Source organism: Noviherbaspirillum phoenicis, assembly GCF_047237965.1.
In the GTDB taxonomy this organism is placed as follows: domain Bacteria; phylum Pseudomonadota; class Gammaproteobacteria; order Burkholderiales; family Burkholderiaceae_D; genus Noviherbaspirillum_A.
The window spans coordinates 92,405-106,955 of record NZ_JBDFLX010000002.1; the positions used below are offsets into that span (position 1 = coordinate 92,405).

The following is a 14,551-nucleotide window of genomic DNA, read 5'->3' on the forward strand; positions in this document are numbered from 1 at the left end:
TTGTGAGTATCGAACGTCACGCACCACACAGCGCCGCTATGCACCATCAAGGTTATAGGGACAAGCCGCACGGGCAATTAGTACTGGTTAGCTTAACGCATTACTGCGCTTCCACACCCAGCCTATCAACGTCCTGGTCTCGAACGACCCTTTAGGGGAGTCAAGCTCCCGGGAAGTCTCATCTCAAGGCGAGTTTCCCGCTTAGATGCTTTCAGCGGTTATCTCTTCCGAACTTAGCTACCCGGCAATGCCACTGGCGTGACAACCGGTACACCAGAGGTTCGTCCACTCCGGTCCTCTCGTACTAGGAGCAGCCCCCTTCAAACTTCCAACGCCCACGGCAGATAGGGACCAAACTGTCTCACGACGTTTTAAACCCAGCTCACGTACCACTTTAAATGGCGAACAGCCATACCCTTGGGACCGGCTACAGCCCCAGGATGTGATGAGCCGACATCGAGGTGCCAAACTCCCCCGTCGATATGAACTCTTGGGAGGAATCAGCCTGTTATCCCCAGAGTACCTTTTATCCGTTGAGCGATGGCCCTTCCATACAGAACCACCGGATCACTATGTCCTACTTTCGTACCTGCTCGACTTGTCAGTCTCGCAGTTAAGCACGCTTATGCCATTGCACTATGAGCACGATGTCCGACCGTACCTAGCGTACCTTCGAACTCCTCCGTTACACTTTGGGAGGAGACCGCCCCAGTCAAACTGCCTACCATGCACTGTCCCCGATCCGGATAACGGACCAAGGTTAGAACCTCAAACAAACCAGGGTGGTATTTCAAGGTTGGCTCCACCGCAACTGGCGTCACGGTTTCAATGCCTCCCACCTATCCTACACAGATTGGTTCAAAGTCCAATGCAAAGCTACAGTAAAGGTTCATGGGGTCTTTCCGTCTAGCCGCGGGTAGATTGCATCATCACAAACATTTCAACTTCGCTGAGTCTCGGGAGGAGACAGTGTGGCCATCGTTACGCCATTCGTGCAGGTCGGAACTTACCCGACAAGGAATTTCGCTACCTTAGGACCGTTATAGTTACGGCCGCCGTTTACTGGGACTTCAATCAAGAGCTTGCACCCCATCATTTAATCTTCCAGCACCGGGCAGGCGTCACACCCTATACGTCCACTTTCGTGTTTGCAGAGTGCTGTGTTTTTATTAAACAGTCGCAGCCACCAGTTTATTGCAACCCCGTCGCCCTTCTGGCGCAGGCCAGTCAAGCTACCAGGGCGTACCTTATCCCGAAGTTACGGTACCAATTTGCCGAGTTCCTTCTCCCGAGTTCTCTCAAGCGCCTTAGAATACTCATCTCGCCCACCTGTGTCGGTTTGCGGTACGGTCTCGTGTGACTGAAGCTTAGAGGCTTTTCTTGGAACCACTTCCGATTGCTTCGCAGCATAAAGCCGCTGGTCTCGACCCCTTGAATTACGTCCCCGGATTTGCCTAAGGACCTTCTACAAGTCAAGAACCGGGACATCCAACACCCGGACAACCATTCGCGATCCGTCCCCCCATCGCATCACACGACGGTGCAGGAATATTAACCTGCTTCCCATCAGCTACGCATCTCTGCCTCGCCTTAGGGGCCGACTCACCCTGCTCCGATGAACGTTGAACAGGAAACCTTGGGCTTACGGCGTGGGGGCTTTTCACCCCCATTATCGCTACTCATGTCAGCATTCGCACTTCTGATACCTCCAGCATCCTTTACAAGACACCTTCGCAGGCTTACAGAACGCTCTCCTACCATATGCACAGTAATAAATTACGTACATATCCGCAGCTTCGGTGACTGGCTTAGCCCCGTTACATCTTCCGCGCAGGACGACTCGATCAGTGAGCTATTACGCTTTCTTTAAAGGGTGGCTGCTTCTAAGCCAACCTCCTGACTGTTTTAGCCTTCCCACTTCGTTTTCCACTTAGCCAATCTTTGGGACCTTAGCTGGCGGTCTGGGTTGTTTCCCTCTTGACGCCGGACGTTAGCACCCGACGTCTGTCTCCCAAGCTCGCACTCATCGGTATTCGGAGTTTGCAATGGGTTGGTAAGTCGCGATGACCCCCTAGCCATAACAGTGCTCTACCCCCGATGGTGATACTTGAGGCACTACCTAAATAGTTTTCGGAGAGAACCAGCTATTTCCAAGTTTGTTTAGCCTTTCACCCCTACCCACAGCTCATCCCCTAATTTTTCAACATTAGTGGGTTCGGACCTCCAGTACCTGTTACGGCACCTTCATCCTGGCCATGAGTAGATCACTTGGTTTCGGGTCTACACCCAGCGACTGTCGCCCTGTTCGGACTCGATTTCTCTACGGCTTCCCTATGCGGTTAACCTCGCCACTGAATGTAAGTCGCTGACCCATTATACAAAAGGTACGCCGTCACGGAACAAGTCCGCTCCGACTGTTTGTATGCACACGGTTTCAGGATCTATTTCACTCCCCTTCCGGGGTTCTTTTCGCCTTTCCCTCACGGTACTGGTTCACTATCGGTCGATTACGAGTATTTAGCCTTGGAGGATGGTCCCCCCATGTTCAGACAGGATTTCACGTGTCCCGCCCTACTTGTCGCAAGCCTAGTTCCACAACCATGATTTCGTGTACGGGGCTATCACCCGCTACGGCCGCACTTTCCAGAGCATTCCACTATCACGACTGCTAAATCTTGCAGGCTGATCCCATTTCGCTCGCCACTACTTTGGGAATCTCGGTTGATTTCTTTTCCTGCAGCTACTTAGATGTTTCAGTTCGCCGCGTTCGCTTCGCATACCTATGTATTCAGTATGCGATGACCTAAAAGGCCGGGTTTCCCCATTCGGACATCTGCGGATCAAAGCTTGTTTGCCAGCTCCCCGCAGCTTATCGCAAGCTACTGCGTCCTTCATCGCCTGTAATCGCCAAGGCATCCACCATGTGCACTTAGTCACTTGTCCCTATAACGTTGACCTCTGGAGTTGCCTCCAAAGACGTCATAGGCAAGCGCTGTGTTTCATTTGATGCATGTTTGTTTCGATACAATCACAACCCAGCAATGTTTGCTAATCTGCTTACCGCCAGATTAACGCGCATTGCGAATTACATTGATCTTTACTACTTCTTCCACTTTGTTAAAGAACGAATACAGCCTTCTTGATCGCAATGATCAAACCTAAATCGCATGCCTAGCTCTTTGGCCCGCACTGACTTACGTTTGTACCTTGCTGCCGTCATGGTCAGAGAATGGTGGAGGTTGACGGGATCGAACCGACGACCCCCTGCTTGCAAAGCAGGTGCTCTCCCAGCTGAGCTAAACCCCCATGGGACTTGCCATGACTTCTTTACTGCTGCTTAACTGGTGGGTCTGGTTGGGCTCGAACCAACGACCCCCGCGTTATCAACACGGTGCTCTAACCAGCTGAGCTACAGACCCTCGCACACGCTGCACGACTGCCGCATGTACCGATCACTTCATGACCTGACGGTGTGTTTTGACTGTTCTTCATTTTGCCTACAACCGATAAGTGTGGACACCCAACTGCGTGCATATCTCTAGAAAGGAGGTGATCCAGCCGCACCTTCCGATACGGCTACCTTGTTACGACTTCACCCCAGTCACGAATCCTACCGTGGTAAGCGCCCTCCTTGCGGTTAAGCTACCTACTTCTGGTAAAACCCGCTCCCATGGTGTGACGGGCGGTGTGTACAAGACCCGGGAACGTATTCACCGCGACATGCTGATCCGCGATTACTAGCGATTCCAACTTCATGGAGTCGAGTTGCAGACTCCAATCCGGACTACGATACACTTTCTGGGATTAGCTCCCCCTCGCGGGTTGGCGGCCCTCTGTATGTACCATTGTATGACGTGTGAAGCCCTACCCATAAGGGCCATGAGGACTTGACGTCATCCCCACCTTCCTCCGGTTTGTCACCGGCAGTCTCATTAGAGTGCCCTTTCGTAGCAACTAATGACAAGGGTTGCGCTCGTTGCGGGACTTAACCCAACATCTCACGACACGAGCTGACGACAGCCATGCAGCACCTGTGTGCAGGTTCTCTTTCGAGCACTCCCTGATCTCTCAAGGATTCCTGCCATGTCAAGGGTAGGTAAGGTTTTTCGCGTTGCATCGAATTAATCCACATCATCCACCGCTTGTGCGGGTCCCCGTCAATTCCTTTGAGTTTTAATCTTGCGACCGTACTCCCCAGGCGGTCAACTTCACGCGTTAGCTGCGTTACCAAGTCAATTAAGACCCGACAACTAGTTGACATCGTTTAGGGCGTGGACTACCAGGGTATCTAATCCTGTTTGCTCCCCACGCTTTCGTGCATGAGCGTCAGTGTTATCCCAGGGGGCTGCCTTCGCCATCGGTATTCCTCCACATCTCTACGCATTTCACTGCTACACGTGGAATTCTACCCCCCTCTGACACACTCTAGCCGTACAGTCACAAATGCAATTCCCAGGTTGAGCCCGGGGATTTCACATCTGTCTTGCACAACCGCCTGCGCACGCTTTACGCCCAGTAATTCCGATTAACGCTCGCACCCTACGTATTACCGCGGCTGCTGGCACGTAGTTAGCCGGTGCTTATTCTTCAGGTACCGTCATTAGCTCCGGATATTAGCCAGAACCGTTTCTTCCCTGACAAAAGAGCTTTACAACCCGAAGGCCTTCTTCACTCACGCGGCATTGCTGGATCAGGGTTGCCCCCATTGTCCAAAATTCCCCACTGCTGCCTCCCGTAGGAGTCTGGGCCGTGTCTCAGTCCCAGTGTGGCTGGTCGTCCTCTCAGACCAGCTACTGATCGATGCCTTGGTAGGCTTTTACCCCACCAACTAGCTAATCAGATATCGGCCGCTCCACGAGCATGAGGTCTTGCGATCCCCCACTTTCATCCATAGATCGTATGCGGTATTATCTAATCTTTCGACTAGTTATCCCCCACTCCAGGGCACGTTCCGATATATTACTCACCCGTTCGCCACTCGCCACCAGACCGAAGTCCGTGCTGCCGTTCGACTTGCATGTGTAAGGCATGCCGCCAGCGTTCAATCTGAGCCAGGATCAAACTCTTCAGTTCAATCTCTGTTTTGTGCCATTGCTGGCAGGTTCCGAAGAACCGTCGCTCACTCAAAATACTGACAGATCGATTCTTGCGAATCGTTCTACTTCTTTGTTGTGAGCACTTGCTTAATAATTTGAGCATCCGGCGTTGCCGCCGGCGCACTTCATCAAGTGCCCACACTTATCGGTTGTTGGTTGTTAAAGAACCGGGCAATTCAGTCTGCTGCCAGCCGCCCCGTGGGACTTGCCGGCTGCTGCGAAGCGTTGTGTTCGTCAGCAGCAGAGAGGCGAGAGTATGGGGCATTTGCTGTTTCGCGTCAACAGTTTTTTTTCGCTTCGCTTCAAAAAAACCGGACCAGCATGCTGCCTTTTTCCGCCCCGCCGCGCTGTTCTGCAGCGGGAGGCGAACTATAGCAAAAGCCGGTTTTGGAGTGCAAGAGGTTGGACATACATTTTTTTCATAGGGCTCCATTTGTTCGTTCATTCCTCAGGACTACCAAGGTTGAAGCCAAGTGAGCTGAGCCGCTCATCAAGGAATTTTCCGCCTGCTGGCGAATAGCCAGAATACTCGGCTGGGTGCTGGCGAGTTCGGCATTTCGTAACATTGCTCATTGTCAAACAAATCGCAAAATTGCCTTTCTTGCAATTTTATTGGTGCTACGATCATTTCCCATAACAAGGGAGTCCACCATGATAATCAAGATGCTGCTCGAAGAAACCGGTCAGTTCTTTTATTGCGAAGCCAGAAAGGTGGCTCCTCATTCCTTTGAAGGGATCGTGCACTTTCTGCACAAGGTAGGCGACGGGAATGCTTTCGTCCGCGACAAAAGCCATGCCGTGAGCGAGAAATTCGGCACGCGTGCCGATGCGCTTACTGCTGCGGAGTGCTATGGAAAGCAGATTGCCAATCGTCGCGGACGGCTCCCTGCAGACGAACAGGATAAAGGGAATTACTGCAGCAGCCTGCAGTCGCCAGGCCGGCCGAGCGGCCCAACTTTGGGAAAGGCTGCCCGCTAACCTCTCTAACCTCTTGTTGATGCGCGAAGTTGACGGGCGCGTTCAGATCACGGTTTTAGTTGCATCCGCACTTCGCCGCCAGGGTGGGCGGCACTATGGACGTTGACGTAAAGGCCGCCGTTCATAAAGGCGGCATATTGAGCGTCGCTTAAACGTGAGCCAGCGGGTACCGCGAAAGTCGTTGCAGATGACTTGGCAAGCGGGATGATCACAGGGCCATTTGTCCCTGCAGCACCCTGGTGAATATGCGCTGCCATTCCTTCCATGCCAGTCACGATGACGGAACCGCTGACGGTTCGGTCAGCTGCTACGGTAATTGTGCTTCGTCCCGACGCGGCAGTCGAGACCGGAGGCACCTCCTGTGCGCCGGTTAATGGGGCGCTGGTCTTTTCAACGATGCCGCCTGTACCAGGCAACGCAGAACAGGCTGACAGCAGTATGGCCGTTGCGACGAGAGCTGTCCTTGATTTCAAAGCGAGATGAGTCATGTCATGCCTCCGGTGTGAGTATTCTTGATTTGCCGCGAAACACATCAACTGCATCGAGCAATTACCGATATTTACCCGACCAGTCATTGTCGTACACAACGCTGCTCGCCGTCGAGCGGCTCATGCTCGCCTGTCAGTGCAGGCGAGCATGAGCCAGGCCAGTTAATCAGCCTTGCCGTAGCCGCCGCCGCCCGGCGTTTCGATCACAAACACATCTCCCGGATGCATCTCTACACTGGCGACAAAACCCAGTTCCTCGGCCCGCCCGTCTGACCGGATCACGCTGTTGCGTCCGCATGACCCGGGTTCACCGCCATCAGTGCCGAAGGGAGGGACGAGGCGGTTGTTGGACAGAATGGATGCAGTCATCTGTTCGAGAAAGCGTATCTTGCGCACGCCTCCATTTCCACCGTGCCATCGCCCTCGGCCGCCGGAACCAGGCTTTATTTCATAGCTGTCCAGCCGGACCGGGTAGCGCCACTCCAGAACTTCCGGGTCGGTAAGACGGGAATTGGTCATGTGCGTCTGTACCACGTCCGTTCCGTCGAAGCCATTACCCGCACCGGATCCGCCAGAAATGGTTTCGTAATATTGATGCCTGTCGTTTCCAAACGTGAAGTTGTTCATCGTTCCTGGCGATGACGCCATCACGCCAAGCGCGCCATACAAGGCATTGGTGATGCAGCTCGATGTTTCCACATTGCCGGATACGACAGCCGCCGGATAGCGTGGATTGAGCATAGAGCCTTCCGGAATAATGACATTGAGGGGCTTGAGACACCCGGCGTTCAAGGGAATGTCGTCGTCAACCAGGGTACGGAAGACATAAAGCACCGCAGCCATGCAGATCGCGCTTGGTGCATTGAAGTTGTTTGGCAACTGCGACGACGTGCCGGTGAAATCGATGTCTGCGGTGCGCTCTGCATAATTTACCCGGATTGCCACCTTGATGACGGCGCCATTGTCCAGCCGATACTCATAGCTGGAATCCTTGAGTGCCGTTACCACCCGACGCACCGCCTCTTCCGCATTGTCCTGCACATGGCGCATGTAGGCACGGACCACTTCCAGCCCAAAATGGCCCACCATTTTCAACAGTTCATCAACGCCTTTCTGGTTCGCCGCGATCTGCGCCTGCAGGTCTGCGAGGTTCTGTTGAATATTGCGCGCGGGATAGCGGCCGGACGACAGCAAGGCAATCGTTTCCTGTTCCAGCAAACGTCCTTGCCTGACAAGCTGGAAGTTATTGATCAGTACGCCTTCCTGCTCGACCGCGGTGCTGTCGGGCGGCATCGAACCAGGCGTAATGCCGCCAATATCTGCATGGTGACCACGTGAACCGACGTAGAACAGCACCTCCCGGCCCGACGCATCGAATGCCGGCGTGATCACCGTGATGTCCGGCAGATGGGTGCCGCCGTTGTAGGGATCGTTGAGCATGTACACGTCGCCCTGGCGCATGGTGGCGGCATTCTTGCGAATGATGGTCTTGATACTCTCGCCCATGGAGCCAAGGTGCACCGGAATATGCGGCGCGTTTGCGATCAGGTTACCCTGCGCGTCAAAGAGCGCGCAGGAAAAGTCCAGCCTCTCCTTGATGTTGACAGACACTGCCGTATTCTGCAGCCGCAAGCCCATCTGCTCGGCGATGCTCATGAAGAGGTTGTTGAACACCTCCAGCATGACCGGATCGGCCTCGGTGCCAATTGCGCGCCTCACTGGCCGCGCCTGCGTTCTCGTCATGACGAGATGGTCGAGGGCAGTGACTTCGGCTGACCAGCCAGGCTCGACGATGTTGGTCGCGTTCTTTTCCGCGACGATGGCGGGACCATGCACGACATCGCCGGGGCGCATGTCCTCGCGGCGGTAGAGTCGTGTCTGGTGCCAGGCGTCGCAGGAAAACATGCGCACATTGCCGGCAGGTTCGAGGGCGCTGGCGCGCTGCGGCAGGATTTCCGGCGCAGCTGTTGCCGCATCCGATGCACCAATGGCTTCCACCGAGACAGCCTCTACCACCAGGCCTTTGCCCTCCATCAGGAAAGAGTAGCGCTTGCGGTAGGCGTCCTCGAACTGGGCCTTCATCATCTCCAGCGCGCCGAAACCGACGACGATGACTGAATCACTGCCGGCATAACGCAGATGCACCCGCTCGACGATGCGGATACGCTGCTCGTCAACGCCCTGCCCGAGCAGTTCCTCGGTTGTTTGACGACCCAGAGAAGACAGCTCCGTGGCGATCGCCTCCATTTGTGCAGGCTCCAGAGAGATTTCCATCGCCCGCTCCCGCATTGCCGCCTGGTCTGCCAGGCCCATGCCATAGGCAGACAGCACCCCGGCCATTGGATGGGCGAATACATGGCTCATGCCAAGCGCATCGGCGGTCAGGCAGGCATGTTGCCCGCCCGCGCCGCCGAAGGTGGTCAGGGTGTAGTCGGTAATGTCATGGCCACGCTGTACTGAAATGAACTTGATCGCATTGGCCATGTTGCCAACGGCGATTTCGATATAGCCTTCTGCAACCTCCTCCGGTGTACGACGGGTGCCGGTTGCCTGGAAAATTTCTTCCGCCAGCGCGGTGAACTTCTGAACCACTACTTCATGGTCGAGCGGCTGATCCGCCTTCGGTCCGAATACGGCCGGGAAGTAGGCAGGCTGGATCTTGCCCAGCATGACATTGCAGTCGGTGACGGTCAGAGGACCGCCGCGTCGGTAACAGGCGGGTCCGGGATTGGCGCCGGCGCTATCGGGTCCGACGCGCAGCCGGGTGCCGTCGAAATGCAGCACAGAGCCGCCGCCGGCAGCGACCGTATGGATGCTCATCATGGGCGCGCGCATCCGCACGCCGGCAACCTGTGTCTCGAATTCGCGCTCGAATTCGCCGGCGTAATGCGAGACGTCGGTGGAGGTGCCGCCCATATCGAAGCCGATGATGCGGTCGAAGCCGGCGGTTTCCGCTGTGCGCACCATGCCGACGATGCCGCCCGCCGGACCTGACAGGATCGAGTCCTTGCCCTGGAAACGATGGGCGTCGGTCAGGCCGCCATTGCTCTGCATGAACAGCAGCCTGACGCCATTCATTTGGCTGGCGACCTGGTCCACGTAGCGGCGCAGGATCGGGGAGAGATAGGCGTCCACGACCGTCGTGTCGCCGCGCGACACCAGTTTCATCAGCGGACTTACCTTGTGCGAGACGGATACCTGGGTAAAACCGATTTCCCGCGCAATCGCTTCCACGCGCGCTTCATGCTGCTGGTATCGATAGCCGTGCATCAGGACGACGGCTGCAGCCCGGTAACCCTGGGCGTAGGCGGCTTCCAGATCGCGCCGCGCCGCTGCTTCATTCAACGGCGTGACGACGTTACCTTGTGCATCGATGCGCTCCTCGACTTCAATGGCCTCCCGGTACAACAGTTCCGGCAGCACGATGTGCCGGTCGAAAAGGCGTGGCCGGTTCTGATAGGCAATGCGCAGCGCATCGCGAAAACCGCGTGTGATCAGCAGGATCATCGGCTCGCCCTTGCGCTCCAGCAGCGCGTTGGTGGCAACCGTGGTGCCCATCTTGACCGCATCTACCTGCGCCTGGGAAATCAGTTCGTCGCCAGCGAGTCCGAGCAGCTTTCTGATTCCAGCGACCGCGGCATCGTTGTATTGCTCCGGATTCTCGGAAAGCAGCTTGTGGGTCAGAAGCGCCCCATCGGGCCGGCGGGCCACGATGTCGGTGAACGTGCCGCCCCTATCGATCCAGAATTCCCAGCGCTTGTCGGACACGTCCTGCGCCCTGCTTTTTTCGCTCATATGCATTCCTCTTTTACCGTTGATGGAAGAAGTGGGTGTCGTGCATGCCAGCGCGTTGCGAGGCGGGCACCCGGGACGTCGCTGCTTTTCAGGGTGTTTTCTGGATTTTTTCGCAATATTATCTTTATACCGACAAAACGTACATAATTTTTCATATACTTTATCGGCAAAACTTTATTGTTAAGGTTTTGTTTATTTGTTTAATATGCGTCGGACGGACTGCGTTGGCGTCACGAACGTCAGGTTCACATAATGTCTCACCTGTCATCGATGGCATGTACTGAGCGACTTCCGACCTGCCTGCTGTCCGGTGGGAAAAGGCAGGTTTGCGCAGTGTCAGATGAAGAGGCATTACTACCAATGCATATCGTCGTTGCAGTCCCCGGCCTGTTGCCAAGCAGGATCTTTGAGGCGGTGCCGAGGCGTGCAGATGGCAGGCCTGGTCAGGTTGGTTTCCTCAACAGCAAGGTATAGAACGAACAGGAGTTCAGGCATCATGCCCAAGGAAAAAATCGCTGCACATAACAAGCCAGACGCTGGCGACGGTACGCCGGTACAGTCGGCGCCGGCCGTTAAAACGCCGATCGTCTCATCGGCGCATCTCGCTTCCGGGCGCAGCGCCGAACTGAGCGAGTTCGAATTCGGCATGATCATCGCCAGCAATGCATTCAACCGCTGGGCCGTGCGCTGCATGACGGCGGCCGGCGTGACCGACATGACCATTACCGATGTGCTGGTGCTGCACCATATCAATCACAGGGCACGTGAAAAGAAGCTGGCCGACATTGCCTTCATCCTCAACATCGAAGACACCCATGTCGTTAATTACTCCCTCAAAAAACTGCAGGGCCTGGGGCTGGTGAAGACCGAAAAACGCGGCAAGGAGGTGCTTTATTCGACGAACGAGAAAGGTCAGGCACTATGCCAGCGTTATCACGAGATCCGCGAGCAGGTACTGGTGTCGGGGTTGACTGGAAGCGGTACCGAGGGGTTCGAGCTCAGCGAACTGGCGCGCTTCCTGCGCGTGCTATCGGGCCTGTACGAGCAGGCCGCACGGGCCGCTGCTTCGCTGTAGGTTTTGCCGGGCCCCTGGGACAGGACCCCGGATTGACCTGGCCTGCATCGGCGTCTGAGCGGCGGCACAGCAGCCGCTCAGGCGCCGACGGGCGTCATTCGAAGACGATGACGCCGCGGGCGGCATTGCGGCCGGCCTGCATGTCGGCGAAGGCCTGCGGCGCCTCGTCTATCGTGTAGGTGCGGCTGATCAGCTCATCGAGCTTCAGCCTGTGGTTGCGGTAAAGACCGATCAGGCGCGGGAAGTCCTCGCGGGGGCGGGCCGAGCCGAAGTAGCTGCCGGTCAGGGTCTTTTCGCCGAAGGTCAGGGTGGCGGTGCGGATCGAGGTGATGTCCTTCTGTCCCGCCACGCCCACCACCACCGCGGTGCCGCCCTTGCGCAGAACGCCATATGCCTGGGTCGCGATCTCGCCGAGGCCAACGCATTCGAAGGCATAGTCGGCGCCGCCCTCGGTCAGCTTCAGGATGGCCTTGACCACGTTCTCCTGCCCGGCGCTGTTGACGACATGCGTCGCGCCAAACTGCCGGGCCGCTTCCAGCTTGGCGTCGGACGTGTCGACCGCGACGATCATCCGGGCGCCGGCGATGGCGCATCCCTGGATCGCATTCAGGCCAACGCCGCCGCAGCCAAAGACGACCGTGACCGACCCGGCATCCACGCGCGCGGTGTTGACGGCAGCGCCGTAGCCGGTCATGACGCCGCAGCCGATCAGGGCCGCCTTGTCGAGCGGCATCTGCTGATCGACCTTGACGACGTTATCGATGTGCAGGGTCGCGTATTCGGCCATCACACCGCAGCCGGAAAAGACATGCAGGCGGTTGCCCGCCAGGTCGCGGACGCGGGTGGTGCCGTCAGGCAGGCTGATGGCCGCCTTGGCCGCCTGGTCGCACAGCTGTGGCCGGCCGGTCTGGCAATAGCGGCATTTGCCGCACATGCTGACGAAGGAACTGACGACATGGTCGCCGACCTTGTAATCGGATACGCCTTCGCCCACCGCGACGATGCGGCCGGCGCCTTCATGTCCCAGTACCACAGGCGGCGGAAACGGAATGGTGCCGTTGGTGGCCGACAGGTCGCTGTGGCAGACGCCGCAGGCGGCCAGCTTGATCATGACCTCGCCGTGGCGTGGCGGCTCGACGATGATTTCCTCCACCGTGACCGGCTGATTGATTTCACGGCAGATCACCGCTTTCGCACGCTGTTCCATTTCCAGTCTCCCTTGTAATGAATGCTTTAAGCCGCCAGACCTTAAAGGCAAGCGGCCGTGCTTGTCAATCCGGTCGCCATGCATGGCAGCAGCAGCGCCGGCAGGCCGGTCTGGTCATGCGATGGCGAAACGCCCGGCGCAGCACTGAACTTTCGCCGCGCCGTCAGTCCAACTTTTTCCGGGCGCAACACGCCTGTTTTCGGATGCGGCTATGGCAGGAACCTCGACATGGATCATCTCGGCGCTCGCCCTCGGCCTGCTTGCCGCTTGCGGCGGCGGCGGCGGCAGCGCCGATAACGCGGCGCAGGGAACGGCGCCTGTTGCGCCGGCAGCAGCCGGGCCGGCTTCCAACGCCGATACCACCGCCGGCAACCAGCCGGCTGCCCAGCCCGATCCGCTGTATGCCAGCCAATGGCACCTGAAAAATACCGGCCAGGCAGCCGAGGCGGGACCGGCGGCCACGGCTGGCCAGGATGTGAACGTCGAACCGGTATGGAACAGCTGCAGCGATAACGGAAAGTGCAAGGGAGAAGGCGTTGCGATTGCCGTGGTCGACCGGGGCGTCGAGATCGCGCACCGCGACCTCCAGCCGAATGTCTCGACCTCGCTTGCCGGCCGGGTGTATTCGCTGACCGGGGCGCCGTCCAATGGCGACCCGACCCCGGCGCAGACCGACCGCGAGAACGCGCATGGCACGGCAGTGGCCGGCATCGCCGCTGCGCGCGACAACAATGGCCTCGGCGGACGCGGCGTAGCGCCGCGCGCGACGCTGACGGGCTATGCCCTGCTGCAGGCCAGCACCAATAGCAACGAGGCCGATGCGATGGCCTTCCAGGCCCGGGATGTCGCCGTTTCCAACAACAGCTGGGGCCCGGCGGATGGCAACGGCCAGCTCAGCGACGCCAACTCGCTATGGCGCGATGCGATCGAGTTCGGGCTTGCCAGCGGCCGCAACGGCCTGGGCACGATCTATGTCTGGGCCGCCGGCAATGGCTATGCCAGCGGTTTCAACGAGCGCTCCACCTATGACGGCTATGCCAGCTATCGCGGCGTGATCGCGGTCGGCGCGCTCAATGCGCAAGGGCGGCGGACTTCCTATTCCGAACCGGGCGCCAATGTCTGGGTCAGCGCGCCCGGCGGCGAGCCGTGCGCCAACAGCCTGGCCATCGTGACCACCGACCTGTCCGGCGCCAGGGGCTACAACACCGGCGCTGGCACGCCCGAACTCGGCGATACCGACTACACCCGCTGCATGACTGGCACATCGGCGGCGGTGCCTTCGGTATCGGGTGTGATGGCGCTGATGCTGCAGGCCAATCCGGCGCTGGGCTGGCGCGATGCGCGCGCGGCGCTTGCCCGAAGCGCACGCCAGACCGACCCGGCAGACGCTTCCTGGAAGACCAACGGCGCCGGGCGCCGCATCAGCGAAGCCTATGGATTTGGCGCCGCCGATGCCAAGGCTGCGGTGGATGCGGCCCGCGGCTGGGTCAATCTGCCGCCGCAGAAGGTGTACCGTTCGCCGTCTCAGGCGGTGAACCTTTCGATACCGGACAATGCGCCGACCGGCGTAGCGAGCGCCTTGACGGTCACTGGCAGCAACATCGCGAAAATCGAGTGGGTGGACCTGGTATTCAATGCCGCCAGCCATCCTTATTCAGGCGACCTGCGCATCGTGCTCACCTCGCCGTCCGGCACCGAGCTGGTGCTGGCCGACACCCATTTCTGCGATGGCCGCTGCGTGCCCTATGACGGCTGGCGCTTTGGCATTGCCCACCTGCTCGATGAAGCCGCGGACGGCGTCTGGAAGATCAGCGTCAAGGATGGCGCGGCCGATGACGTGGGCAACGTCGACAGCTGGCAGCTCACGGTCTATGGCCACTGAGCATAGACCAGCGCGCAGGCGGAAAGACGA

The 14,551-nt window shown here is 57.9% G+C and carries 6 protein-coding genes, 2 tRNA genes and 2 rRNA genes; 3 read left to right on the forward strand and 7 right to left on the reverse strand.

Annotation, left to right across the window (positions count from 1 at the left end):
* Positions 1-56 precede the first annotated feature (56 nt).
* The 4 genes from ABC383_RS20050 to ABC383_RS20065 form a co-directional block, all read right to left on the reverse strand.
* Positions 57-2,943: ribosomal RNA gene (locus tag ABC383_RS20050) — 23S ribosomal RNA — on the reverse strand.
* Between the two features lie 287 nt (positions 2,944-3,230).
* Positions 3,231-3,306 (reverse strand) — tRNA-Ala (locus ABC383_RS20055).
* A 36-nt stretch (positions 3,307-3,342) separates the two neighbouring features.
* Positions 3,343-3,419, reverse strand: a tRNA-Ile gene (locus ABC383_RS20060).
* Between the two features lie 123 nt (positions 3,420-3,542).
* A 16S ribosomal RNA gene (locus ABC383_RS20065) occupies positions 3,543-5,073 on the reverse strand.
* The 16S and 23S rRNA genes sit together here with 2 tRNA genes alongside, the layout of an rRNA operon.
* Before the next feature lie 674 nt (positions 5,074-5,747).
* Between ABC383_RS20065 and ABC383_RS20070 the strand changes: the two genes are divergently transcribed.
* Positions 5,748-6,074, forward strand: a complete 327-nt coding sequence (locus tag ABC383_RS20070; protein WP_413016565.1) for a hypothetical protein — start codon at positions 5,748-5,750, stop codon at positions 6,072-6,074.
* A 47-nt stretch (positions 6,075-6,121) separates the two neighbouring features.
* On the opposite strand, the gene ABC383_RS20075 is transcribed toward ABC383_RS20070, so the two are convergent.
* Both ABC383_RS20075 and ABC383_RS20080 read right to left on the reverse strand, forming a co-directional pair.
* Positions 6,122-6,562 carry a CHRD domain-containing protein gene (locus tag ABC383_RS20075; protein ID WP_413016566.1) on the reverse strand — a complete coding sequence of 147 codons (441 nt, stop codon included), beginning with the start codon at positions 6,560-6,562 and terminating at the stop codon, positions 6,122-6,124.
* A gap of 162 nt (positions 6,563-6,724) precedes the next feature.
* On the reverse strand, positions 6,725-10,357 hold the full coding sequence (locus tag ABC383_RS20080) for a hydantoinase B/oxoprolinase family protein (protein ID WP_413016568.1): 3,633 nt from the start codon (positions 10,355-10,357) through the stop codon (positions 6,725-6,727).
* 496 nt (positions 10,358-10,853) lie between these two features.
* Here ABC383_RS20080 and ABC383_RS20085 point away from each other — a divergent pair, with 496 nt between their 5' ends.
* Positions 10,854-11,432, forward strand: a complete 579-nt coding sequence (locus tag ABC383_RS20085) for a winged helix DNA-binding protein (protein WP_413016570.1) — start codon at positions 10,854-10,856, stop codon at positions 11,430-11,432.
* Between the two features lie 94 nt (positions 11,433-11,526).
* Here the strand turns inward: ABC383_RS20085 and ABC383_RS20090 are convergent, their stop codons facing one another.
* Positions 11,527-12,639, reverse strand: a complete 1,113-nt coding sequence (locus tag ABC383_RS20090) for a zinc-binding dehydrogenase (RefSeq protein WP_413016572.1) — start codon at positions 12,637-12,639, stop codon at positions 11,527-11,529.
* 211 nt (positions 12,640-12,850) lie between these two features.
* Between ABC383_RS20090 and ABC383_RS20095 the strand changes: the two genes are divergently transcribed.
* Entirely contained in the window at positions 12,851-14,521 is a 1,671-nt protein-coding gene (locus ABC383_RS20095) for a S8 family serine peptidase (protein ID WP_413016574.1), read from the forward strand.
* Positions 14,522-14,551: the final 30 nt, after the last annotated feature.